This window comes from Cellulomonas sp. P5_E12, assembly GCF_054049315.1.
Window position 1 is genome coordinate 1 of sequence record NZ_JBFUMP010000019.1, and the last position, 21,239, is coordinate 21,239.

A 21,239-nucleotide genomic window follows, 5' to 3' on the forward strand; every position below is an offset into this window, starting at 1 on the left:
GTAGTCGACGTCGCGCCGTTCGAGCTGGACCGTCCCGACCATCGCTCCGTCGAGGTCGATCACGAAATGACCGGGACGCTCCTGTGGAGCCGCAGGTAGCGCGCGTTCGACCGCCTCACGCGATCGTGCTCCGCCCGTGAAGGTGCCGACGTCGGGTGATGTGTACAGGTCGACGAATGCCGGGCGGTCGCGCGCTGCCGGGGGGCGGAGCAGAAGTCGATCGGTGGCGATCGGTCCGGGTGGCCACGTGACGAGCCCAAGCTCTGCCATGCCCCGACAGTACGTACACGGACCTGACAGTGCCCTCGACGCCGTGCATGCGGCCCCACTTCTGCCTCAAGCCCACTCACCGCTCGATCAGCGTGATCTTCACGGCCGACACTGCGCCTTGGCCGAGGGTCATCAGGCGTTCGTCTCCGTTGAGGATGCGGCCCTCGACCCAGGCGCCGTCGTGGAGACGAAGCTCCCGCAGGCTGTCGATCTCGAGCACGGATTCCTCCCGACTGAAGTCGATCATCGCCTGCTGTCCCAGTGCGATGTACTCGAGGTCTCCGGTGTGCAGGACGATTCCGAACGGACGCGAGTCTGCGGGGGAGGGTGCGTGGGCGCTCGGCAGGGTCTCGTCGGGAAGCGGGGCTGGCTCGGGCAGCCGAACACCCGCATCCAACAGCATGTCCGCGAGGAGCTTCGGCGCGCTTCGCACCGTGACGGTTGACGACCCGAGCCGTGCGGTGGCGGAATCCGTCCCCGAATCCAGCGCGAATCCCATCACGCGACCGTCCCGCTGGGCTTCGAGGATCTGCGGGGCGAGCGCGAGAAGTTTCCGGAAGGCGTCGTAGAGCTGACTGTCTTCACGGACGTCGTCGATTCCGAAGACGTGATAGCCCATGGCGTTGAAAGCGCCGAACGCGCGGAACGCGTCACCGGTCAGAACCCGCGCCTCCGGGATGAAGAGCGGGTTGCTGCCAGACGTGTAGTCGCGCATGACCGACTCGCTGTCGGAGACGTAGATGTCGGGGGACAGGAAATCGAGCGCCGGTCCGGCGACGCGCCACACCCCGCTCATCCGTGCGGTCGGACCGCCACTGGGATACTGGCCCGGCATGTCCTGACCTGGTTGGGGGCCCAGCCAAGCGTTCGCGTAGGCAGGCAAGTCTTTGATCCGTTTGCCCGTCGCCGCCAGGGCGCCGACATAGCTGGCAAACCCCCACGCCATGAAGACCTCATCGGCCAGCGGATCGTCGTCGCCGAATCTCTGCTGCCACGATTTCCCGCCCGGGCGCGAGCGACCGAACAGATCGACGATGTCGTCGTCGAAGGCTGCAGGTTCGGTCGCCACTGCCTCGACGAGGGCCTCAGGAACGGGCGACAGCCAGGCGAGCTGTGCGGCGGAGGAACGGTCGCGGCTCGATCCCAAGAGCCCTACCTCGTTCTCCACCTGCATCATGATGACGGTGTGATCCTCGTCCACCCGGGCGATGTGCTTCATCAAAGCTCCGTAGGCCGCCTCGTCCGCTTCTCGCAGAGGCCCGGAGAACACCGACAGCGTGGGGCGTGGCATGGATCCCACGTAGGTGAATGGAGCCCGAATGGGGGACGGTCCCCGGTCGGCTCGCTCGAAGCGGGCGGAGTCCTGGCGAACCCACGTCGGTGCATATGTGGACAAGGCGTTCTTGTACGCACCGAACCAGATGAGGACCAGGCGGACGCCGGCCGAGCGCGCACCTGAGAGCAGTTCGTCGACGACGCTGAAGTCGAACTCACCCTCGGACGGCTCCACCTGATCCCACCCGACGGGAGCGATGATCGAGTTCACTCCGGACCGCCCGATCGCGTGCCAGACGGGTGCCATGTGCACGGGATCAGACGCGCTGGAGTTACGCAGCTCGCCGCCCAGGCACAGGAACGGTGAGCCGTCCACGATCAGCCGCGTGTGGGCGCCTGCTCGCTCCAAGCGGGGATGTTCGGTCATCAGGTCTCCTTCGGGCACGCTCGATGAGAAGCGACAAGGTATCGACCCCGAGCAGCCGGTGCAGGATCCGCGTGCGCAGGGCGGAATCCGCGGGCCGGGAGTGGTTGTCTTCGTAGGTCAGCTCCTTGCCGGCGACCCGCTCTCGAGCAGCTCGTGCCGCGCGCCGCGGGCCTGGTCGAGCCCACGCCTCCGCTCATGCCCGACCCGACCCGGGAGGCCTCTCGGCCAGGACCTTCGCGCGTGATTCCGGGACCCCCAGCATCAGCAGGCTCATCATGGTCACCGCGGCGACGTCGACCTCCTTCCACGCCCGGGCGTCGTCGGCGATGGTGAACACCGCCGACCAGGCCACCTGGCTGAGGACGCGCGCGGGTAGGTGTCGCCCGAACGCCCCGCTGTCCTGGCCCCGCTGGACGAGGTCGGCCAACGTCCGCTCGATCTCCCCGAGAAGCGCGTGGATGTCCTCTCCGAACTCGCCGCGCCTGAGTACGACCAGCACCCGGTAGCGGTGTGCCAACGGCCAGAGGCTGGCGATGAAGTCGGCCCACGCCTCGTCGGCCGCCTTGCCGACGGGGGCTTCTTCGGCGAGGACCGCCGCAATCTCGCTCACGGCGCGTCCCGCGAGCGCGAGCACGAGGTCGGACCGGGACGGGAAGTGGCCGTAGACGGTGCGTCTGACCACACCGGCGGCCGAGGCCACATCGCCCATCCCTGCGCCTGGGGTCTGCCCGAGAACTCCGATCGCGACATCGAGCAGGCGCTCTCGTGTCTCGACGCGACGAAGAGCTGAGGACGTGTTCTGCATCTCTCCATAGTTGCACACGCATGTGCAGTGGCTTAGATTGCACACCGGTGTGCAATGAACGCCGTTGCACGGCCGCCCACGAGTCGAGGAGCACCAGCACGATGACCGCATCGAGTCCTGCACCGGTAGACATCAGGCCGTTCCGCATCGCCGTTCCGGATGCGGAGCTGGATGACCTCAAGGAACGGCTTGCCCGGACCCGCTGGCCGGATCGGGAGACCGTCCCCGACTGGTCGCAGGGCGTCCGTGTGGAGAACGCCCGATCGCTCGTCTCGTACTGGGAGCGCGAGTACGACTGGCGCCGCTTCGAGTCCGGACTCAACGCCCTTCCTCAGTTCCTGACCACGATCGACGGGCTCGACATCCACTTCGTCCATGTCAGGTCCAAGAACCCCGACGCGCTCCCTCTGATCATGACGCACGGATGGCCGGGCTCGAGCGCGGACTTCCTGGCGTTGATCGGGCCGCTCACGGATCCTGTCTCCTTCGGAGGCGACGTCACCGATTCCTTCGACGTCGTCATCCCGTCCCTCCCGGGATTCGGGTTCTCCGGCAAGCCGACGGACGCAGGATGGGACGTCACCCGCATCGCCGGCGCCTGGGTGGAGCTCATGCGCCGACTCGGCTACTCCTCCTGGGCGGCCCACGGCGGCGACTGGGGGGCAGCCGTCACCACGGTCCTGGGCGCGCTGCAACCTCCGGGTCTGCTTGGCGTCCACCTCAACACGCCGTACGCGATGCCGGAGCAGATCCCCGACACCCTGAGTCCCGACGAGCGCCGCGCGGTGGACGGCCTGGCCATCTACGCCGGCCTCCTCGGCGGGTCCAACCACCTGCAGGGCACGAAGCCGGAGACCGTCGGCTTCGCACTGGCAGATTCGCCGGCCGGCCAAGCCGCATGGATCTACGAGAAGTTCCAGTCCAAGACGGACAACGACGGGCTCGCCGAGGACGCCCTGAGCGTCGACACGATGCTGGATGCGATCTCGCTCGCGTGGTTCACCAACAGTGCCGCGTCATCCGCCCGGATCTACTGGGAGAACCGATCGGCGACCATGGCCGGCCCGAAGCTCACGCTGCCGGTCGCCGTGACCGTCTTCCCGCACGACGTCCCCCGGATGCCGAGGAGCTGGATCGAGGACGCCTACAGCAACCTCATCCACGTCGGCGAGGCAGACCTGGGCGGCCACTTCGCCGCTCTCGAGCAGCCCGAGATCCTCGTCAGCGAACTGCGCGCCGGTCTGAGAAGCCTCCGTGCGTAGGCAGGTGGATCCGATGGACGAGTGCCGCCGGCTGTGGGTGCTGCGCGGACGCCCCCGGTCGATCTGTCCTGCATCTCGACAGAGATACTTCTGCCCGCCTGGTTCAACTTCCCGAGTGCTCGGCGGAGGCGTCGAACCCTGTTGAGCGGATCGGTCGGGCTGGTACACCCGCCACGATGGTGTTGGCTGGCACGTCCTTGGTGACGACCGCGCCGGCGCCGACGATCGCACCGTCGCCGATCGTCACGCCGGGCACGATGGTGACGCCGGCGCCCAGCCAGACCTTGCGGCCGATCACGACGGGTGCCGGGACCATGTCGGTGCGACGGGCAGGGTCGACGGCGTGGTCGAGGGTGACGATGGTGCTGCCGTGCCCGATGAGCGTGCCGTCCCCGATCGTGATGCCCCCGGCGTCCTGGAGGGTGCACCCCATGTTGACGAAGACGTCGTCGCCGAGCACGAGGTTCTTGCCGAACTCGCAGTAGAAGGGTGGGAAGACCGTCACCGACTGCGGCACCGGCCGCCCGGTCAACCGGGACAGCAGCTCTCGGACCTCCTCCGGGGTGCGGTAGCCGCTGTTCAGCTCCGCGGTGATCCGGAGCGCGGCCTGGGCGGTCTCGTGCATGAACGTGTGCTGCGCGGAGCCGCCTTCGATGACGGCTCCGGTCCGCACGTGGTCGAGGAAGTCCTGAAGGTTCACCTGCTGGTCCTGTTCGCTGGGGTGCTTGCATGGTCGGCCGCCCACGAAGCGAGCAGGCTCAGGCGCTCGGCCGACGGTGAGCCGGGTTCGGCGGTGTAGACCATCAGCACCTGGCCGGGCTCAGCGGTGATGGCGAGCTCCTCGTACGCGAGCGTGAGGTCACCGACCACCGGATGGTGGAACCGCTTCGTCCCGGCGCCGTGGGTGCGCACGTCGTGGGCGCCCCAGAGCCGGCGGAAGGTGTCGCTGCGGGTGGAGAGCTCCCCGACGAGGTCCTGCAGGCCCTTGTCGTGCGGGTCGCGACCGGCCTCGGCGCGCATGATCGCGACGCACATCTCGGCGAACAGGTCCCAGTCCGGGTAGAAGTCGCGGGCCGCCGGGTCGAGGAACTGGAACCGGGCGAGGTTCGGTGTGCGGCCGCCGTCACCGATGACCGGGGAGTAGAAGGCACGGCCGAGCGCGTTGGTCGCCAACAGGTCCTGACGCTGGTCGCGGACGAATGCGACCCCGGCGGTGATCGCCGACAGCGCCCACTGCAGGCTTTGCCGCGGCGCCGACGAGCGGGCCGTCCGACGACGCGCGCGGCCGGACGACGGGACCCCGTCGGCGGCGCGGGCCAGGTCGAACAGGTGCGCGCGCTCGGTGTCGTCGAGCTGCAGCGCCGTTGCCACGGCCTCCAGGACGGACGCCGAGGCCCCGGCGATCGCACCCCGCTCGAGCTTGGCGTAGTACTCGACGCTCACTCCGGCGAGCATCGCGACCTCGCTGCGGCGCAGGCCCGGCACGCGGCGGTTGGTCCCGCCGATGACACCGGCGGTGTCGGGGCTGATCTTCGCGCGACGCGACATGAGGAACTCGCGCACGTCCGCTCGGTTGTCCATGGTCTCGACGGTAGGCCGGATGCCGCCGGCCAGGGAGTCCACGGCGAGGGGTGTACCGCGGGTACACCCCTCGTCAGGGACTCCCCGGCCCGCGAGTCGTCCGGTTCGCTGGTCTCGTCACCGACAGAGAGGCACCACAACCATGCGCGCAGTCGTCATGTACGCCCCGGGCGACGTCCGGGTCGACGAGACCGAGCGGCCGACGATCGTCGAGCCGACCGACGCCATCATCAAGCTCGCCGCGACCTGCATCTGCGGGTCCGACCTGTGGCCCTACCGCGGCGCGGACGATGTCGACCACCAGCCGATGGGCCATGAGTACGTCGGGGTCGTGGAGGAGATCGGCTCGCAGGTCACGACCGTCAAGGTCGGCGACTTTGTGGTCGGCTCGTTCTTCTCCTCGGACAACACGTGCGAGATCTGCCGGGCCGGCTACCAGACCCACTGCGTGCACCGAGGACCCGGCGCGGTCCCCGGCGCCCAGGCGGAGTACGCGCGCATCCCGCACGCCGACGGCACCCTGGTCGCGACCCCGGCGATGCCGGACGACGACCTGGTCCCGTCGCTGCTGGCCGCCTCGGACGTGCTCGGGACCGGCTGGTTCGCCGCGGTCGCCGCCGAGGTCGGCCCGGGCAAGACCGTCGCCGTCGTGGGTGACGGCGCTGTGGGTCTGCTCGGGGTGCTCGCGGCCAAGCAGCTCGGTGCCGATCGGATCATCGCGATGTCGCGGCACGCCGACCGGCAGGCCCTGGCCCGGGAGTTCGGCGCGACCGACATCGTCGGGGAGCGTGGCGACGCCGGCGTGGAGCGGATCAAGGAGCTCACCGGCGGGCTCGGCGCCCACTCCACGATCGAGGCGGTCGGCACCCAGGAGTCGATGATGCAGGCCATCCGCGCGACCCGCGCCGGCGGCCACGTCGGCTATGTCGGCGTCTCCCACGACGTGTCGCTGCCCGGCGAGGAGCTGTTCTTCTCCGGTGTCCACCTGCACGGCGGACCCGCCCCAGTGCGCCGGTTCCTGCCCGAGCTGATCAAGCTCATCTGGGACCGCACGATCGAGCCGGGCAAGGTCTTCGACCTCACCCTGCCCCTCGAGCAGGCCGCCGAGGGCTACCGGGCCATGGACGAGCGGCGCGCCACCAAGGTGCTGCTCACGTTCTGACCACCACCCGACCCCTCATCACGCTGTCGGCGGTCCCAGGATCGCGAACGGCACGATGTCCGCCATCCACGCCAGGGCACGCTCCGGAGCCCATCCTCGGTCCCTCGTGAGTGAGAGGTACGTACGCGGACTCACCAGCGTGAACAGCACGTCGGTTGCTGACTCGATGTCCATCCCCGCCCGGAACGCGGTCTTGGTGGCCACGACCTCGAGCAGCGATCGGTATCCGTCCCAGCGCAGCCGCTCGAGCCTGTCGAACGCCGCCGCGGCATCGGGATCCGTCAACGCCGCGGACCGCGCCACTTCGTTGATGGCGCTCGCGCGCACGAGGACGCCACCGCCCTGGTGGACGAACCCGCGAAGCTGCTCACCCGGATCCGGCTCCGCAATGAGTGCCTTGAACCACTCGGCCCGTTCCGGCGGGTCGCCCGCGCCGACGACCGCGCTCTCCACGGCTGCGGTCAGCAGCTCGCCCTTGGTGTGGAAGACGAAGTGCACGGTCTGTACGGCGACGCCGGCCCGCGCGGCGATCATGGCCATCGTCGTGCCCTGATATCCGTTTGCCGCGAACTCGACCGTCGCGGCTTCGACGATCGTCGCCGCAGTCGCCCTCGCGCGGTCACGGCGAGTCGTGCCGCGAGTGTTCCGGCCCCCGTTGACGTCCTTCATGCCCGCGAGCATACTGACTCAATCACTAGTGAGCCTCACTAGTGAACGACACAGGTTCTCGGCTCGTCGGGGAACGACGATGGGAGATGGACATGTACGCAGTGATCGGCACGTGGGAAGTCCCGGGCTCGCGCCAGGACCACCTCGACGGGTTGACGTCCAATGTCATCCCCTTCATCCGCACGCTGCCTGGGTTCGTGAGCGCCCGGTTTGCGCACGAGGTGGATGGTGACGCGAGCTACAGCTACCTCGTGTTCGCCGACCGTGAGAGCGCGGAGAGATTCGTGACGGTGTCTGCCCCGTCCCGGCGGCAGGTTCAGGCCGAGGCGGGTGTCGTGAGGAAGACGGAGTTCGTCATCGTCGACCTGCTGGCCGATGTCGAAGCGACAACGGGGATCCCGGCGTAGGCGATCACGCGGCGGCCGGTTCGACCTTTCGAACACCCCATCAATGGCGACGGACCGACCGTCGCCCTGCCAAGGAGGGCACCGTGATTTCCTACACGAGGACCCGACGCGTCGAACGCAGCTCCGAAGCAGCGTTCGATGTGATCGGAACCCACGTCTTCGAGAACCACCCCAAGTGGGAGCGAGAGGTTCTCGAGATCCGTCGTCTGGACGACGGCCCCGTCGGGGTCGGCAGTCGAGCGGTGATGGTCCGATCGGAGCGAGGACGGGTCAGTGAGACGGAGTACTCCGTCACCGCATTCTCGCCGCCGACGCGAATCGCGTTCGATCACCCGGGATCCGCGCTCGGATTCGCCCTCGAGACGACCATCGCTGCCATCACGGCAAGCTCGTGCGACGTCACGACGCGCGTGACGATGCGGCCACGCGGGTGGCTTCGACTGCTGACCCCCATGCTGCGTCTGGGTACGCCGGCACGCGGCGACCGGCTGACTGCTGCCCAAGCCGATGTCATCGAACGGACGGCACCGCCACACGGTGAGGCGATCAGCGATCCCCTCAGGCGCGGAGTCACGAGCTGATACGTGCGTCCCTGATCCGGGAGGCGCTCGGACTGTTCGGGCTGCATAGCTCGACTCCCCGAATCCAGAGGTCCCGCTCGTAGTGCAGCAGCTCTGGGTAGGGCGCGAATGTGCTGACAGACCGTTCACCCGTCCAGCGCCAGCCCAGCTTCTCGTAGAAGGCGCGCCCGCGTCCGTTGGCGGTGAAGACCCTGAGCCACGCGCGCCGTACGTCGTTCGTGCGCATCCGCTCCAGGACCGCGTCATGGGCGGCCATGGCGAGGCCCGAGAATTCGCCCCCTTCGCCGCTCAGGTAGCCGGCCCCTCGCGTCGATGGAGCAGAGACGCCACGGGCGACCAAGGAAGGTGGCTATGGCACACGCGCTGAACGACGCAGACGTGCCCGCACCGCACCTGCAGGTGACGGGCGAGGCGGTGAAGCTGCGCGACGAGATCCACCGGCTCTCGCAGCGGCTGCTCCGTGCGCGGGAGTCCTACGACCAAGACCTCTTCGGCGGCGACGCCGAGGTACCCCTCGACGTGCAGCTCGGCGTCATCGAGACCTACACGGCCAGGCTCGAGAGTCTGACCGAGCAGCTCCGCCAGCTCGACGCCGGGATTCTCGCCCCCGGTGTGCCCGAACAGCCACGGCGGATCGATGTGCCGCGGCCGCGAGAAGCTCCTGGCCCCGCGGGCCCGGAGTCCCACGAGCCACAAGCCGCCGCCCCGCATCCGCCCGCCCCGACCGGTCCGGGGATCGCGAACCCGGACGGCAGCCCCCTCGTGTGCGACGGCAGTCTGATCCGGACGGAGCAGGCCGCGGTCAGCGAGTACGTGCGGTACGCCGCCGAGCAGCGCTGGCTGGCGACGACCCGCCCCTCGCTCGTCGCCGAGCTGGTCGACATCTGTGACGCCATCCTGGCCGCCCTCGCACACAAGCACGGTCTGACCGTCGAGGCCGAGCGTGAGTCGCTGGCTCGGCACGTCGAAGCGCGCTATCGCCGCGACTACGGGTGACCGCTGGCCGGGCCGGCCCTCATTCCTTGCGCAGGTCCTCGGCGAACATCACGAGGATGCCGCTGGGACCGCGGACGTAGGTGAGCTTGTAGACGTCCTCATACGTCGCCACGCCGCGCAGCGGGTAGCAGCCGTGCCTCGCCGCGATCGCCAGGGCGTCGTCGATGTCGTCGACCGAGAAGGCGACGCGATGCATCCCGATCTCGTGGGGACGCGTGGGCTCCGTCTCGATCGCGTCGGGGTGGATGTACTCGAAGAGCTCGAGGCGACCGTGACCGTCGGGGGTCTGGAGCATCGCGATCTTGGCGTGGTTGCCGTCGAGGCCGACGGCCGTGTCGGTCCACTCACCACTGACCGTGTCACGTCCGACGACCGTGAGCCCGAGGTCGGTGAAGAAGGCGATGGTGGCGTCGAGGTCGCGGACGGCGATGCCGACGTTCTCCAGCGTGATGGGCATGCGATCGATGCTAGCCAGCCGGGCGACCAGCCCGTTCTCGTCTGTCGCGCAGCTCGACGACGGCTCCGTCGAGGTGGTCTGCGAAGGGCAGTGGAGGACGTTCGAGTCATAGCTGCTCGGCTGCCGCGGCGTCGAGGCGCTCGAACGGGCCCGGGCCGTTCTGCGGCGTCGGCGGGGCGCCGAGGTGGCGGACGCGGAGCTCGTCCATGAGCTCCTCGACGAACGCCGGACCCTCGTCGCGCATGAGGCGCTGCCGGCTCCGGAGCTCGGCGCTGCCCGAGCGCCACTCCAGACCCCAGTTGCCGAGGGCGTAGATGATCGGGAGGGTCTGGATGCCGGCTTCGGTGAGGCTGTACCGCGCGCGCTGCCCGCGGGCTGCCGTGCCGCGGGTGAGGATCCCTGCGTCGACGAGCCGCACGAGGCGGTCCGCGAGGATGTTCGAGGCGATGCCCTCGACCGACCCGGTGAGCAGCGCCCGGAAGTAGCGACGGTCGCGGAAGATGACGTCGCTCAGCACGAGGAGCGACCAGCGATCACCGAGCACCTCGACGGCCGCGTTGATCGGACCCCCGGACCGTGGTTCCACGACTCCTCCTTGACACCCGTTTCGTCCTCAATATAGTGGTTGCAAACCGCAATCACTATCGAAAGAGGAGACGATGGGCCGCTTCGTGTACGCGATGAACGTGTCCCTCGACCTGCGGATCGAGCAAGTCCCCGGGGACAACGGCGCAGGCGAGTGGCTGCGCATCGACGAGGAGCTGCACCGCGAGCTCAACGCGCAGGCGCGGGCGGCTGTGCTCATCGTCCACGGACGGCTCTTCTACGAGCTCATGGAGGAGTACTGGCCGCGGGCGCGCGGTGACGCCTCGCTGCCGGACTTCCTGCGTGAGTACGCCGAGATCTGGACCGCCAAGCCCAAGGTGCTCGTCTCCCGCACACGGCACAGTGCCGACTACGACACCCGGATCATCGGTGGGGACGACGCGATAGACCAGCTCGCCACGCTCCGGACCCAGACCGACGGCACCATCGGCGTCGGCGGGGCGGCGCTCGCCACCCAGCTGCTCCGGGCCGGGCTGCTGGACGAGCTGCTGCTCACCACCCACCCCGCGATCCTCGGCTTCGGCAGGCCGCTCTTCGACGACTACGACCTGCCCCTCGAGCTCGACCTGCTCGAGCACCGATCGTTCGAGTCGGGCGTCACGATGCGCCGGTATGCCATCCGAGACGAGAGCGAGGCCAGCTGATGTTGCGACAGGTCGCACGGGGTGTGCGCATCCACGTGAGCGAGTTCATGCAGAGCAACGCCGTGGTCGTGGACGGCGGCACGGGCGTCCTGCTCATCGACCCGGGGGTCCTCAGCGACGAGCTCGCCGGCATCGCGAGCGACCTGTCGGGCCGGCCCGTGGTCGCAGGCTTCTCGACGCATCCGCACTGGGACCACCTGCTCTGGCACGCCGAGCTCGGGGAGGCGCCGCGGTACGGCACGGCCCGGTGCGCGGCTGCCATCGGGGCTCGACTCTCGGACGCGGACTGGAAGTCCTTCGTCGCCGGGATGATCCCGTCGGACATCGTCGAGCAGGTGCCGCTGGACGACGTGTTCGGCCGCATCGCCGGCCTGCCCGAGGAGACGGTGCGGGTTCCGTGGGACGGACCGGACGTCCGGATCATCGAGCATCAGGCGCATGCCCCCGGCCATGCGGCGCTGCTGATCGAGGAGCGCGGCGTCCTCGTCGCCGGCGACATGCTCTCGGATCTCCTCGTTCCGATGCTCGGCCCGTTCGCGGAGGACCCGATCGAGGACTACCTCGCCGCACTACAGCTGCTCGAGGACGCGTCGGACGACCTCGAGGTGTTCATCCCCGGCCACGGGTCCGTCGGCGGCGACGACGAGCTCCGCGCGCGAGTCGCCCTGGACCGGGCCTACCTCGACGCCCTGCGCCACGCCCGGGTTCCCGACGACCCCCGGCTCGGCCCGTCGGCCCCGTACGGCGAGGAGATGACCGGCATCGTCACCTGGCAGCTCCAGCAGCTCGCTCGGTGACGCACCCTGTCGATCAGGCGCTTCGGGTTCGGTCCAGCCGCTCGGGAAGGCGGTGGAATCCCGCCGACAGGTAGGTGGCGACGGCGGGAGCCAGCGAGCTCGGGGTGCAGACCACCGCGCTCGACGACCCCAGCCTCCTGAGCTCGGCCGCCGCGGCGATGCAGATCATCCGGCCATAGCCGCGCCCACGATGGTCGGCGTGGACACCCATCGGCTCGAGCAGCCCCGGTTTCCCCGGGCCGGCCGACCACACCGTGACCCCCGCCACCGCCACGCCGCGGTCGTCGTACGCGAGCAGGCACCGCGCGTCGGTGTACGGCAACCCGCCCGCCATGGTGCGCCACAGCTCGTCGGTGAACCGAGGGCTGTCCCATGCCGACCGGTGGACGGCCGTGAACTCGGACTCCTGCCCGGGCTGGACGACCTCGGTTCGCAGGCCGACGTCCTCCACCGCCCCCGAGAGGTCGCGGCGGAGCGGCGTCCACGACTCGCCGGCGGCCCAGCCGACCTCGGACAACAGGCTCTGCACCCGGGTGCCGTCCGGCACCTCGACGGACACCTTGCCCGCCGGGAGGACGCCGCGCTCGGGTTCGGACAGGTCCGCGACCACCTGGAGAGCCAGCTCTCCCTCGCGACGAACCTCGGGCGCGACGGTCATCCGCACCATCCCGGGACCGTCCAGGAATCCGACGGCGAGGAGCTCTCCGTCCCGGCTCCACGTCCGGACCGCCGCCGCCATCGCCTCAGCGCCGAACTGCCAGTACCAGCCCAGGTCGCCCGGGTGCAGCTGCATCGGCGAGGAGTCGGACTGCCAGTCCCGAAGGGCGCGCACGACGCCGCCGAGCTGGTCGACGTCCGGTGTGCTCAGCTCGACTGCCACGTGGCGATCAGACACCGTCGCGCCGGCGCGTGCACCCGAATTGCACGTCAGACGCCCCCGAGCCCCGCCTTTCGCGCCTTCACGATCGCCCCGGAGCGGTCGGGGACCTGCAGCTTCGTGAAGATGTTCGAGACGTGGTTGCGCACCGTCTTGAGGCTGATCAGCAGCTCGTGCGCGATGGTGGCGTTGCCCTTTCCGGCGGCGATCATCTCGAGCACCTCCCGCTCGCGCTCGGTGAGCGAAGGAAACGTCGTCGCGGTCGAGCCGCCCCCGAGTGCGAAGTGGTTGACCACCCGGACGGCGATCTCAGGGCCGAAGATGGCCTCGCCCGCGGCCGCCGCGCGTATCGCTCGGACGATCTCCTCCTGGTCGGCGCCCTTGAGGAGGTAGCCGTGCGCGCCGGCGCGCATGGCGGCGAACACGGAGTCGTCGTCCTCGAACATCGTGAGCACGACGACGGCGGGTGCCGGAGTGCTCCGGTTGATGCGGCGGGTCGCCTCGATGCCGTCGAGATCCGGCATGCGCAGGTCCATGAGGACCACGTCCGGGTGGAGCGACCCGGCCAGCTCCACGGCCCGCGAACCCGTCTCGGCCATGCCGACGACGTCGAGGTCGTCGCACTCGACCAGCATGAGCTCGAGCCCTCGCCGGAAGGCCGGGTGATCGTCGGCAACGAGGACGCGGATCATCCGACGACCCCGAGGGCGATGCCTTCGTGCAGCGGCAGCACGGCGCGCACCACCAGGCCGCCTTCCGGACGATCCGCGATCGTGCATGCTCCACCAAGCTCGGCCGCCCGCTCGGTCATCGAGAGCCAGCCGACCCCGTGGCCGGACTGCCGGTCTTTGCCGTGACCGTTGTCCGAGATCCTGAGCTCGAGCGTCCCGTCGAGCACGAGCTCAACTCTGCAGCGGGTGGCGCCGGAGTGCTTGGCGACATTGGTCATGGCCTCGGACGCGATCCGGAACGCGGCGACCTCGACAGCCGCCGGGATCGAGGGCAGCGTGGACGGGCTGTCGACCTCGAACACGAGCGAGTGGGTCGACAGCGATGCGGCGCGCTGGCGGATCGCCCCGGACAGTCCCACCTCGTCGATGGCCGGTGGGCGCAGCTCGTCGACCGCGCGGCGGACCTCGGTGATCGCCGCCTTGGTCTCGTCGCGGATCTCGGTCAGGAGGGCGTCCCGCGAGACGACGTCCTGACGCGACCGGGCGGCCTCGAGCTTGAGCAGGATGGCGGCGAGGGACGGCCCGACACCGTCGTGAAGCTCCCGTCGCAACCGCTTGCGTTCTTCCTCGCGGGCGGTGACGATCCGCGAGCGCGAGGACTGGAGCTCCGCGGCGAGGTGCGCGGCGCGAACGGTGACCGCCGCGTAGCGCGCCAGGTCGTGGAGCAGCGCGGTGTCCGCCGACGAGAGGCGGCGACCGGGAGGCACCTCCACGGCCAGCTCGCCGACGTGCTCGCCGCGGTGGCTGAGGGGGACGCGAACGATCCGGGGGTCATCGGGGGACTCGTGGCCGGGTGCTGTCAGCCAGACCCGGTCTACCTTGAGTCCCTCGCCGACCGATGCCGTGATCGCCTCGACCACGTGGAGCGGATCTGCTGACTCCAGGCTTGCGCCGAGGCTTCGCAACGCCGCGGCCGGGTCGGAGCGCTGGCCGTAGACCCAGCGCTCGATCCGACGGTGCACCGTCGTGTACGCGGGCTGCATCGCCACCGCGACGACGGCGACCGCGACCGCGCCACCCACGGCGCTGCCTCCGAACAGCTGCTCGGCGCCCGCCAGGAAGAGCGCGTAGACGGCGACGACGCCGGTGACCAGGGTGCCGAAGGTCAGTGTCCGGCTGAGGACCAGCTCGATGTCGAAGAGCTGATAGCGCAGGATCGCGATCCCGATCGTCACGGGGACGGCGATCCCCGGCAGAGCGATCGCGAGACTGACCACCCACGGGTTGTCCCGGAGCGTGAAGTGCCCCACCCAGACGAGCGCGAGCGCGAGCGGCACGCTCGTCGCGCCCCAGACGAGCCACAACAGCTGTAGCCGGGCCCGCCCGGAGGATCGACGCAGCCGGGAACGCACCGCGAGCACGGACCCGACGAACAGCATGACCGTGAGGAGCAGGCCGATCACGCCGAGGACGGCCGAGACAGGCGTCGGCAGCCAGGTGAGCGGCGGGTCGGCGCCGCCGTGCGCCTCCCGGAAGCCCGTCACGTCGCCTGCGGAACCCACCAGGAACGCCGCCACCCCGGCCAGCCCGACGAGCATGAATCGGCGCCAGCCCGGCGACGGGCTGTGACCGTCGGGCACCAGGTAGGCGACGAGGACCAACCAGAGGAAGAGGAACACCCAGGCGCCCGACGCGAGCTGATCGGCGGCCGTCGCGGCGCGCGAGGTGCCGGTGCCTTCCTCGATGAGCACGGCGCCGAAGCAGACGCCGTGCGCCACCAGCAGCCAACCGATCCGTCGCGGGGCTGGACGCAGCAGCACCACGGTTCCGACGAGAACAGAAACCGTGGCCGCCCCGAGTACGACGACGGGGATCATGCGGCGAGTCTGCAACCTGGTCGGGCGGTCCGGAAGGGCTCCCGGGAACTGTTCCCGGTCGAGCCGGGACGCGAAGCTCGTGTGCTCGGGTCGGCGGGCGGGTGATCGTCGAGGCGTCGAGGGGCACGAGGTCCCTCCGCGAACAGGGAGCACATGATGCCTCGCACGACGTTCGACAGACTCCTGCCGTGGAGCGGCGCGGTCGCCGGTGCCTGCTGGATCGGTCAGTCCGTCCTGCAGCGGACCACGTCCAAGGACACCCCCGGCACGGCGACCACGGCGGTCATTCACGACAACCTGGCCCTGAACTTCGCCTCGCAAGGGTGCCTCGTCCTCATGGGCGTCGCACTCCTGTTCTTCGCGACCTCCGTGCGAAGTCTCCTGCGCTCAGGTGAAGCGCGGGAAGCGACCTACTCGACGGTCGCATACGGCGGCTGGGTGGTCGCCGTCGCGGGCATCTCGCAGATGGTGGCGTGGAACTGGGGGTTGATCAACGGAGCCGCCGACGCCCACGACGACGCGGCGCTGCACTCGCTGAGCTACGTGGCCTACTTCGGCTGGGCCGGGATGGGGATCGGTCTGGCGGCCGCCTTCATCGCCACCGGGTTGGGCGGCATTCGCGGATCCGTCCTCCCGAGGTGGTTCGCGAGACTCACGATCGTGCTCGGTGTTCTCGGTGGGCTCGGCAACGCGGGCATTCCCCCCGGCGGCCTGGTCAACTACGTGCTGCTGCCGTTCTGGCTCGTCGCTGCGTCGCTGGTCATGGCCAGGAGCAACAAGCGCGCGGCCGAGCAGCTGACCGACGTCAGCTCCCTGTGACCACGCGGCCGACGGCCCGACCTTGTCGCGCCGCCCGACGTGCCTGGAACCGGTGCGCGGTCCGCCGGATCGGCGGCAGCAGCTGGAGCAGGCTCGCCGTCGCGAGGACCAGCGTGTTCACGCCGACGAACAGGCTCAGCGCCTCGAACCACGTCGTCTGGAGCACCGAGGACGGCAAGGGGTTCCAGCGACGGAGCATCGGCAGGGCGAGCACCAGCGGCAGGGCGAGCGCCGTGGCCGCCGGTGGCCGGGGGACGTAGTTCCAGCCCGACTTCTTCCCCGTGGCGATCTGCGCGAGCGACTGCACGAACGTCGACTGCAGGAACAGCGAGTAGCCGAGCTCGATCACCAGCGGGAACGCCACCAACCGACCACGCCACCCCTCCCCCCACGCGGTCACCACGCGCTCTACCAGGAAGATCAGCCCGATCGTCGTCCATAGCGCCGACCAACGGAACCCGTCCGCGGCGAGCAGTGCGATCACCATCAGCAGCAGGTAGGAGTTGAGCGCGATGACCCCGTACGCGAGCCCGACCTGCTGCCACCAGTAGTGGAGGGTCGTGCGCGTCATCCCGTACGCGCCGATGTTCTCCAGCGCGCCGCGCTGCCAGCGGTTGCGCTGCTTGCGCAGGTCGCGCCACGTCGGCATGACCTCCGTGACGACGCCGCACTCCGACGGCGACGTCATCTGGGCCCCGAGCGACTTCAACGCCAGGGTGAGCTCGTTGTCCTCCGTCATCGCCAGCGTGTCGTAGACGTCCCCGACCGTGCCGGGGATCAGGGAGCCCCTCGCCTCCGCGACGGCGGTCAGGGCGTAGGCGCGGACCACGGACGCGGTGCCCGTCAGGACGAAGACGCGACCCTCGCGGCGGCGCAGCACGCGCCGGTAGCGGGTGAACTCGTTGCGCTGCAGCTGTCCGAGGAGCCGGCCGCCGTCCTCGCCGGAGAACAGGCCACCCACAGCCATCAGGTCGGGGTCGTCGTCGAGCAGGCCGAGCGCCACCTCGAGGAAGTCGGGCGTGATCGTCGAGTCGGCGTCCATCACCAGCACGACGTCCTGCGCGCCGGTGGTCGGCAGCAACCGCGCCAGCACCTGGTTGAGCGCACCGGCCTTGGCCTGCGTGTTGCCGACCGTCTCGATGACCTCGACGCCGCGGGCGCGGGCGATCTGCACGGTCGCGTCCGTGCAGTTGTCCGCCACGACGATGATCCGGTCCGGGGGGCGGTGCTGGAGGGTCAGGGACTCGAGGGTCTTGTCGATGATGGCTTGCTCGTCGTGCGCGGGGATCAGGACGGTGCACCGCACGACGAGCCCGGCGACGTCGGCCTCGGCCGGAATGGCGGAGTGCGGCCAGTCCGGCAGGTCGTCCAGGGCGAGCGTCCGCACGGCCGCGGCTCCGAGGACGCGACGCAGCAGCCGCGTGGTCCCGATGGGCACCGGCTGCTCGAGGCCGCGACCACGGGACAGGACGCGCAAGGCGGTGACGGTCTGCTGAGCTGCCATCGCGACCAGGAACGCCGCCAGGACCAGGCCCACGCAGAGGACGATGACCGGTCGCGGCGCGGTCAGCTCGACGTCCACGGGCAGGATGGCGATGACGAGGTCGGCGTCCGGGACGATCCGCGGGGCGCTCGTCGCGAGCAGCCAGATCGCACATCCCAGCAGCAGCGCTGCGGCCAGCGAGAGCAGGAGAGTGGCCCACCCGAGCCGAGCGGCTCGGCGGTGCAAGGCCTGCCCCGGGGGCCGCGTCATTGACTGTTCCGTCGCAGCGACACCACCGTGCCGACGAGGCCGGACACCACGAGGACCAGGCCGACCCACAGCAGGATCGTGCCCAGACCAGCGAAGCCACCGATCGCCAGCGCCACCCCGACCAGCGTCAGGATCAGCCACAACGGCATCGCGCGAACCTCCCACCAGGCGGCCCCCGCCTCTTTGGGGAGACTACCGCCCGGTATGTCGGTGGTCGTCGGTAACGTGCCGCTCGCTGGGCTGCCGGCAGGGGCGGTCCGTCGCAGGGGAGGTTGTCGATGACCAGCACGACAGCAGCAGTCCAGGTGGAGGGCACGGTCGCCCCCGGGTTCGAGATGGTGCGCGACGCGTTCGCGGCCACCGCGGCCCGGGAACCGGGGCTCCAGGCGCAGCTCGCGGCGTACGCGGGCGGTGAGCGGGTGGTCGACCTCGCCGTGGGGCTGCCGGTGGAGGCCCTGATGCCCGTGTACTCCACCGGCAAGGGGGCCGTGCACCTGACGGTCGCGCTGCTCGCCCAGGAGGGGGTGCTCGACCTGGACCGCCGGGTCGCCGACGACTGGCCTGAGCTCGGCACGCACGGCAAGGACGTCTTGACGGTCCGGGACCTCCTCACGCACCGCGCGGGGCTCGTCGGAGTGCCGGAGCGGTTCCGGATCGAGGAGCTCGCCGACGACGCGGTGCTCGCGGCGCGGCTCGCCCCGCTCGCGCCCGCGTGGCCGGTGGGGGCGGGCTACGGGTACCACGCGTTCGTGATCGGCGCGCTGCTCGGCGAGGCGGTGCGCAGGCAGACCGGGCTGTCGCTGCGGGACGTCTACGCGCAGCGCATCCGTGAGCCGCGGACCCTCGACCTGTACCTCGGACTTCCTGAGGATCTCGACGGCGCGGTCGTCGACGCCCAGCCCGCACTGCTCACTGACGCCGAGCAGGCGCTGCGCGCGGCGGCCACGCCGGCCCGCGACACCCTGATCTCGGTCGCGTTCAACCTCGACGCCGACCCGCCGACGGACATCGTCGCGATCGGCAACGCCCCGCTGGTGCGCCGCCTGGGACCGACGTCGGCGGGCGCGGTCGGTAGCGCGCGCGGGCTCGCCGGTCTGTATGCGGCGGCCATCGGCGCGGACGGACGCGGCGCGCTGCTGGACGAGTCGTCCGTGGCCGCCGTCTCGGCGCTCGCCACCCCGGGTCCGGACCTGGTCACCGGCGAGGCTGACCACTTCGGTCTCGGGTTCGAGCGGCCCCAGTCGCTGTACCCGTTCCTCGGGGCGACCGCCTTCGGCCACTCGGGCGCCACCGGCGCGCAGGCGTTCGCGGACCCCGCGAGCGGAGTCGCGTTCGGGTACGCCCGACGACGGTTCGCCGCAGCCGGGAACATCGCTCCCGAGGTCGACGGGCTGGCCCGGGCGCTCGTGGAGGCCGCGACGCGCTGAGTCCGAGTCAGGAGCGGGTCAATTCCCGGAACGCGGTGAGCGCCTCGTCCGCGCGGTCGGTCCCGACGAAGCCGTGCTCGGCACCGTCCAGCTCGACGAGGCGGCACTCGACACCGGCGCACTTGCAAGCGGCGGCGAGCGCGCGCGACTCGGGCAGCAGCGAGTCCAGGGTCCCGACCACGACGACCGTGCGGGGCAGGCGCCCGGCCACGAGCTCCAACCGCGGGGCGTCGGCGAGGTCGGTCACCCGCGCCCACGCGCGGAACGACCACTCGGCCAGCTCGAGGTCGGGCCCGCCTCGCCGTCCGGCGTCGTACGTCGCCAGCGTCAGGTCCACGTTCGGGTTGCTCAGCATCAGGCCCGTGAGGGCGACGTCCGATCGTGCCGCGGCGAGGATCGCCACCGCCCCGCCGGCGGAGTCCCCGCACAGGAACAGTCGGGTGAACCCGTCGTCGGCGAGGAGCCCCAGGCCCGCCAGGGCGTCCGCCGTGGCGTCGTCGAGCGTCGCCTCGGGTGCGAGCCGGTACTCCACCGACAGCACGACGAGGCCCAGAGACCCGGCGAGCCGGCGGCAGTAGCCGTCCTGCAGCTCGAGGTCCCCGAACAGGCCGTACCCGCCGTGCAGGAACACGGCCGCCGACCCGGTCGCGCGGACGTCGGGCACGTAGCGGCGCATCGAGACCCCGCCGTGCGTCAGGTCGTCGATCGCTCCGTCGAACGGGCGGCGCGGCCGGGCGACCGCGCGCTCGCGGGCGTCACGCCGGAGGCGTTCGACATCGACGGGCACGCCCCCGATTGTGGAGCACGCGATACACCCCCGCTGGTGCTACTCGTCTGCGGGCTCCAGCGTGGCGCTTCCGTCACCGACGACGATCTCCTGTTCCGGGCACACCGGCCCCGGGATCACCACGGACGGGCCGGTCGCGAACTCGACGGTGACGTCACCGGGCGTGCATCCGTAGTCGAGGATCTCGGCGCCGCCGCCCGCGGTCACCGTGACCTCCTCGTCCCCGGTCGACACGGTCACGTCGGCCGGGCCGTCGTTGCGGATGCTGAGGTCGCCTGCGCTGCCGCACGCCGTGAGCGTCACGACGACCAGAGCTCCGACCGCGAGCCACGTCAGACCGCGCACCGCATCCACCTGCGACATCACTCCTCGATCGCCGCGTCGAGGGAACGCAGGTGCTGGCGGAACGTGATCCCGTCGCGGTCCCGGGCGGCGAGGTACTCGTCGAAGCGCGTCTGCTCCCGCAGCGTCGTGCCGAGCAGCATGCGCGCCGCCTGGTGGCGCTCGGTGTCCCGGATCCGGGCGGCGACCACGGCGATCTCCGCCGCTCGCGCGGCCGGCAGGAACACCACGCCGTCGTCGTCGGCGAGGACGACGTCGTCGCGGGTCACGACGTGCGTGCCGCACCGAGCCCAGTGGAGCGCGTCGGTGGGCTGAGGGTCCAGGCGTTCGGGTCCGTTGGGGTACGCGCCCAGGCTCAGCACCGGCAGGGCGATCGTGCGGAGCTGAGGGGTGTCGCGATGCAGACCCCAGATGACGATGGCGGCCAGACCCGCACGAGCCACCTCGAGGGCGACCAGGTCACCGACGCACGCCTCGTCGGGGCGGCCGCCGTTGTCGACGACGAGGACGTCCCCGGGCTCGGCCCGCCCGAGCGCCTCGAGGAACACGTCGACGCTCCCGACGTGCCGCACGGGCTGGGCGCGACCGATCACGTGGATGCCGTCCCACACCGGGCGCAGCTGCGGCGGGGCGCACCGCACGGCGACCCCGAGGCGAAGGCACGCGTCCGCGACGTGGGGGGTGGTCAGCTCGACGAACGTGGTCTGGAGCGTCAGGGCATCCATCGCGGTCTCCTCTCGAGGTCAG

25 protein-coding genes are annotated in these 21,239 nt (G+C 70.5%); 9 read left to right on the forward strand and 16 right to left on the reverse strand.

Translation table 11 applies throughout. The features are described 5' to 3' along the window. The 3 genes from ACXJKA_RS15395 to ACXJKA_RS15405 all read right to left on the reverse strand — a co-directional run. The coding region (locus ACXJKA_RS15395; RefSeq protein ID WP_456826090.1) for a GNAT family N-acetyltransferase at positions 1–270 on the reverse strand (270 nt) is incomplete at its 3' end. Between the two features lie 76 nt (positions 271–346). Further along, positions 347–1,972, reverse strand: coding sequence for a DUF5597 domain-containing protein (locus tag ACXJKA_RS15400; RefSeq protein ID WP_456826091.1), 1,626 nt, complete (start codon positions 1,970–1,972; stop codon positions 347–349). A gap of 193 nt (positions 1,973–2,165) precedes the next feature. After that, a complete protein-coding gene (locus ACXJKA_RS15405; RefSeq protein ID WP_456826092.1) occupies positions 2,166–2,681 on the reverse strand; it encodes a TetR/AcrR family transcriptional regulator in 516 nt (171 codons plus the stop codon). Between the two features lie 197 nt (positions 2,682–2,878). Here ACXJKA_RS15405 and ACXJKA_RS15410 point away from each other — a divergent pair, with 197 nt between their 5' ends. Next, positions 2,879–4,039, forward strand: a complete 1,161-nt coding sequence (locus ACXJKA_RS15410; protein ID WP_456826093.1) for an epoxide hydrolase family protein — start codon at positions 2,879–2,881, stop codon at positions 4,037–4,039. A 103-nt stretch (positions 4,040–4,142) separates the two neighbouring features. Here the strand turns inward: ACXJKA_RS15410 and ACXJKA_RS15415 are convergent, their stop codons facing one another. Further along, the gene (locus ACXJKA_RS15415; RefSeq protein WP_456826094.1) at positions 4,143–4,739 is read right to left on the reverse strand and encodes a sugar O-acetyltransferase; all 597 of its coding nucleotides are present in this window, start codon (positions 4,737–4,739) and stop codon (positions 4,143–4,145) included. Continuing rightward, positions 4,736–5,620, reverse strand: coding sequence for a helix-turn-helix transcriptional regulator (locus tag ACXJKA_RS15420; protein WP_456826095.1), 885 nt, complete (start codon positions 5,618–5,620; stop codon positions 4,736–4,738). The genes ACXJKA_RS15415 and ACXJKA_RS15420 overlap by 4 nt, the downstream gene beginning before the upstream one ends. Before the next feature lie 142 nt (positions 5,621–5,762). Between ACXJKA_RS15420 and ACXJKA_RS15425 the strand changes: the two genes are divergently transcribed. After that, positions 5,763–6,782, forward strand: coding sequence for a zinc-dependent alcohol dehydrogenase family protein (locus ACXJKA_RS15425; protein WP_456826096.1), 1,020 nt, complete (start codon positions 5,763–5,765; stop codon positions 6,780–6,782). A gap of 18 nt (positions 6,783–6,800) precedes the next feature. Here the strand turns inward: ACXJKA_RS15425 and ACXJKA_RS15430 are convergent, their stop codons facing one another. Next, complete coding sequence (locus ACXJKA_RS15430) at positions 6,801–7,451, reverse strand: TetR/AcrR family transcriptional regulator (protein ID WP_456826097.1); 651 nt, start codon at positions 7,449–7,451, stop codon at positions 6,801–6,803. Positions 7,452–7,537: 86 nt separating this feature from the next. Between ACXJKA_RS15430 and ACXJKA_RS15435 the strand changes: the two genes are divergently transcribed. The 3 genes from ACXJKA_RS15435 (at position 7,538) to ACXJKA_RS15445 (ending at position 9,435) form a co-directional block, all read left to right on the forward strand. Then, complete coding sequence (locus tag ACXJKA_RS15435; RefSeq protein WP_456826098.1) at positions 7,538–7,858, forward strand: hypothetical protein; 321 nt, start codon at positions 7,538–7,540, stop codon at positions 7,856–7,858. Between the two features lie 83 nt (positions 7,859–7,941). Beyond that, complete coding sequence (locus tag ACXJKA_RS15440; protein WP_456826099.1) at positions 7,942–8,439, forward strand: SRPBCC family protein; 498 nt, start codon at positions 7,942–7,944, stop codon at positions 8,437–8,439. Between the two features lie 351 nt (positions 8,440–8,790). Continuing rightward, positions 8,791–9,435, forward strand: a complete 645-nt coding sequence (locus ACXJKA_RS15445) for a hypothetical protein (RefSeq protein ID WP_456826100.1) — start codon at positions 8,791–8,793, stop codon at positions 9,433–9,435. A gap of 19 nt (positions 9,436–9,454) precedes the next feature. Here ACXJKA_RS15445 and ACXJKA_RS15450 read toward each other — a convergent pair whose 3' ends face one another. Together ACXJKA_RS15450 and ACXJKA_RS15455 are read right to left on the reverse strand one after the other, a co-directional pair. Beyond that, positions 9,455–9,892 carry a VOC family protein gene (locus ACXJKA_RS15450; protein ID WP_456826101.1) on the reverse strand — a complete coding sequence of 146 codons (438 nt, stop codon included), beginning with the start codon at positions 9,890–9,892 and terminating at the stop codon, positions 9,455–9,457. 106 nt (positions 9,893–9,998) lie between these two features. After that, positions 9,999–10,478 (reverse strand): winged helix-turn-helix transcriptional regulator, encoded by a 480-nt coding sequence (locus ACXJKA_RS15455; protein ID WP_456826102.1) that lies wholly within the window; start codon positions 10,476–10,478, stop codon positions 9,999–10,001. 73 nt (positions 10,479–10,551) lie between these two features. Between ACXJKA_RS15455 and ACXJKA_RS15460 the strand changes: the two genes are divergently transcribed. Together ACXJKA_RS15460 and ACXJKA_RS15465 are read left to right on the forward strand one after the other, a co-directional pair. After that, the gene (locus ACXJKA_RS15460; RefSeq protein ID WP_456826103.1) at positions 10,552–11,142 is read left to right on the forward strand and encodes a dihydrofolate reductase family protein; all 591 of its coding nucleotides are present in this window, start codon (positions 10,552–10,554) and stop codon (positions 11,140–11,142) included. A gap of 35 nt (positions 11,143–11,177) precedes the next feature. Continuing rightward, the gene (locus ACXJKA_RS15465; RefSeq protein WP_456826104.1) at positions 11,178–11,939 is read left to right on the forward strand and encodes an MBL fold metallo-hydrolase; all 762 of its coding nucleotides are present in this window, start codon (positions 11,178–11,180) and stop codon (positions 11,937–11,939) included. A gap of 13 nt (positions 11,940–11,952) precedes the next feature. Here ACXJKA_RS15465 and ACXJKA_RS15470 read toward each other — a convergent pair whose 3' ends face one another. The 3 genes from ACXJKA_RS15470 to ACXJKA_RS15480 are packed head-to-tail and all read right to left on the reverse strand — an operon-like array spanning position 11,953 to position 15,364. Beyond that, a complete protein-coding gene (locus ACXJKA_RS15470) occupies positions 11,953–12,819 on the reverse strand; it encodes a GNAT family N-acetyltransferase (protein ID WP_456826105.1) in 867 nt (288 codons plus the stop codon). A gap of 47 nt (positions 12,820–12,866) precedes the next feature. Then, a complete protein-coding gene (locus ACXJKA_RS15475; RefSeq protein WP_456826106.1) occupies positions 12,867–13,508 on the reverse strand; it encodes a response regulator in 642 nt (213 codons plus the stop codon). Continuing rightward, positions 13,505–15,364 carry a sensor histidine kinase gene (locus ACXJKA_RS15480; protein ID WP_456826107.1) on the reverse strand — a complete coding sequence of 620 codons (1,860 nt, stop codon included), beginning with the start codon at positions 15,362–15,364 and terminating at the stop codon, positions 13,505–13,507. The genes ACXJKA_RS15475 and ACXJKA_RS15480 overlap by 4 nt, the downstream gene beginning before the upstream one ends. A gap of 156 nt (positions 15,365–15,520) precedes the next feature. On the opposite strand from ACXJKA_RS15480, the gene ACXJKA_RS15485 reads away from it, so the two are divergent. Next, positions 15,521–16,183: a hypothetical protein gene (locus ACXJKA_RS15485; RefSeq protein ID WP_456826108.1), complete on the forward strand. Its 663-nt coding sequence runs from the start codon at positions 15,521–15,523 to the stop codon at positions 16,181–16,183. On the opposite strand, the gene ACXJKA_RS15490 is transcribed toward ACXJKA_RS15485, so the two are convergent. Both ACXJKA_RS15490 and ACXJKA_RS15495 read right to left on the reverse strand, forming a co-directional pair. Beyond that, the gene (locus ACXJKA_RS15490; protein ID WP_456826109.1) at positions 16,170–17,936 is read right to left on the reverse strand and encodes a glycosyltransferase family 2 protein; all 1,767 of its coding nucleotides are present in this window, start codon (positions 17,934–17,936) and stop codon (positions 16,170–16,172) included. The genes ACXJKA_RS15485 and ACXJKA_RS15490 overlap by 14 nt on opposite strands. Beyond that, positions 17,933–18,085 carry a hypothetical protein gene (locus tag ACXJKA_RS15495; RefSeq protein WP_456826110.1) on the reverse strand — a complete coding sequence of 51 codons (153 nt, stop codon included), beginning with the start codon at positions 18,083–18,085 and terminating at the stop codon, positions 17,933–17,935. Before ACXJKA_RS15495 ends, ACXJKA_RS15490 begins: the two co-directional genes overlap by 4 nt. 129 nt (positions 18,086–18,214) lie before the next feature. Between ACXJKA_RS15495 and ACXJKA_RS15500 the strand changes: the two genes are divergently transcribed. Further along, complete coding sequence (locus tag ACXJKA_RS15500) at positions 18,215–19,363, forward strand: serine hydrolase domain-containing protein (protein WP_456826111.1); 1,149 nt, start codon at positions 18,215–18,217, stop codon at positions 19,361–19,363. A gap of 7 nt (positions 19,364–19,370) precedes the next feature. Here ACXJKA_RS15500 and ACXJKA_RS15505 read toward each other — a convergent pair whose 3' ends face one another. From ACXJKA_RS15505 to ACXJKA_RS15515, 3 genes are read right to left on the reverse strand one after another with little or no spacing between them, the layout of a single operon-like run. After that, entirely contained in the window at positions 19,371–20,150 is a 780-nt protein-coding gene (locus tag ACXJKA_RS15505) for an alpha/beta hydrolase fold domain-containing protein (RefSeq protein ID WP_456826112.1), read from the reverse strand. A gap of 39 nt (positions 20,151–20,189) precedes the next feature. Beyond that, positions 20,190–20,513, reverse strand: a complete 324-nt coding sequence (locus tag ACXJKA_RS15510; RefSeq protein WP_456826113.1) for a hypothetical protein — start codon at positions 20,511–20,513, stop codon at positions 20,190–20,192. Continuing rightward, the gene (locus ACXJKA_RS15515; protein ID WP_456826114.1) at positions 20,513–21,217 is read right to left on the reverse strand and encodes an RraA family protein; all 705 of its coding nucleotides are present in this window, start codon (positions 21,215–21,217) and stop codon (positions 20,513–20,515) included. Before ACXJKA_RS15515 ends, ACXJKA_RS15510 begins: the two co-directional genes overlap by 1 nt. Between the last annotated feature and the right edge of the window lie 22 nt (positions 21,218–21,239).

What these genes read in the sequence shown, in the direction of transcription:
- ACXJKA_RS15420 (WP_456826095.1), bottom strand. Translation starts at nt 5,620, where the DNA reads ATGGACAACCGAGCGGACGTGCGCGAGTTCCTCATGTCGCGTCGCGCG.
- ACXJKA_RS15400 (WP_456826091.1), bottom strand. Translation starts at nt 1,972, where the DNA reads ATGACCGAACATCCCCGCTTGGAGCGAGCAGGCGCCCACACGCGGCTG.
- ACXJKA_RS15450 (WP_456826101.1), bottom strand. Translation starts at nt 9,892, where the DNA reads ATGCCCATCACGCTGGAGAACGTCGGCATCGCCGTCCGCGACCTCGAC.
- ACXJKA_RS15475 (WP_456826106.1), bottom strand. Translation starts at nt 13,508, where the DNA reads ATGATCCGCGTCCTCGTTGCCGACGATCACCCGGCCTTCCGGCGAGGG.
- ACXJKA_RS15485 (WP_456826108.1), top strand. Translation starts at nt 15,521, where the DNA reads ATGCCTCGCACGACGTTCGACAGACTCCTGCCGTGGAGCGGCGCGGTC.
- ACXJKA_RS15410 (WP_456826093.1), top strand. Translation starts at nt 2,879, where the DNA reads ATGACCGCATCGAGTCCTGCACCGGTAGACATCAGGCCGTTCCGCATC.
- ACXJKA_RS15405 (WP_456826092.1), bottom strand. Translation starts at nt 2,681, where the DNA reads ATGGGCGATGTGGCCTCGGCCGCCGGTGTGGTCAGACGCACCGTCTAC.
- ACXJKA_RS15430 (WP_456826097.1), bottom strand. Translation starts at nt 7,451, where the DNA reads ATGAAGGACGTCAACGGGGGCCGGAACACTCGCGGCACGACTCGCCGT.
- ACXJKA_RS15445 (WP_456826100.1), top strand. Translation starts at nt 8,791, where the DNA reads ATGGCACACGCGCTGAACGACGCAGACGTGCCCGCACCGCACCTGCAG.
- ACXJKA_RS15480 (WP_456826107.1), bottom strand. Translation starts at nt 15,364, where the DNA reads ATGATCCCCGTCGTCGTACTCGGGGCGGCCACGGTTTCTGTTCTCGTC.
- ACXJKA_RS15510 (WP_456826113.1), bottom strand. Translation starts at nt 20,513, where the DNA reads ATGTCGCAGGTGGATGCGGTGCGCGGTCTGACGTGGCTCGCGGTCGGA.
- ACXJKA_RS15425 (WP_456826096.1), top strand. Translation starts at nt 5,763, where the DNA reads ATGCGCGCAGTCGTCATGTACGCCCCGGGCGACGTCCGGGTCGACGAG.
- ACXJKA_RS15460 (WP_456826103.1), top strand. Translation starts at nt 10,552, where the DNA reads ATGGGCCGCTTCGTGTACGCGATGAACGTGTCCCTCGACCTGCGGATC.
- ACXJKA_RS15490 (WP_456826109.1), bottom strand. Translation starts at nt 17,936, where the DNA reads ATGACGCGGCCCCCGGGGCAGGCCTTGCACCGCCGAGCCGCTCGGCTC.
- ACXJKA_RS15495 (WP_456826110.1), bottom strand. Translation starts at nt 18,085, where the DNA reads ATGCCGTTGTGGCTGATCCTGACGCTGGTCGGGGTGGCGCTGGCGATC.
- ACXJKA_RS15515 (WP_456826114.1), bottom strand. Translation starts at nt 21,217, where the DNA reads ATGGATGCCCTGACGCTCCAGACCACGTTCGTCGAGCTGACCACCCCC.
- ACXJKA_RS15500 (WP_456826111.1), top strand. Translation starts at nt 18,215, where the DNA reads ATGACCAGCACGACAGCAGCAGTCCAGGTGGAGGGCACGGTCGCCCCC.
- ACXJKA_RS15435 (WP_456826098.1), top strand. Translation starts at nt 7,538, where the DNA reads ATGGACATGTACGCAGTGATCGGCACGTGGGAAGTCCCGGGCTCGCGC.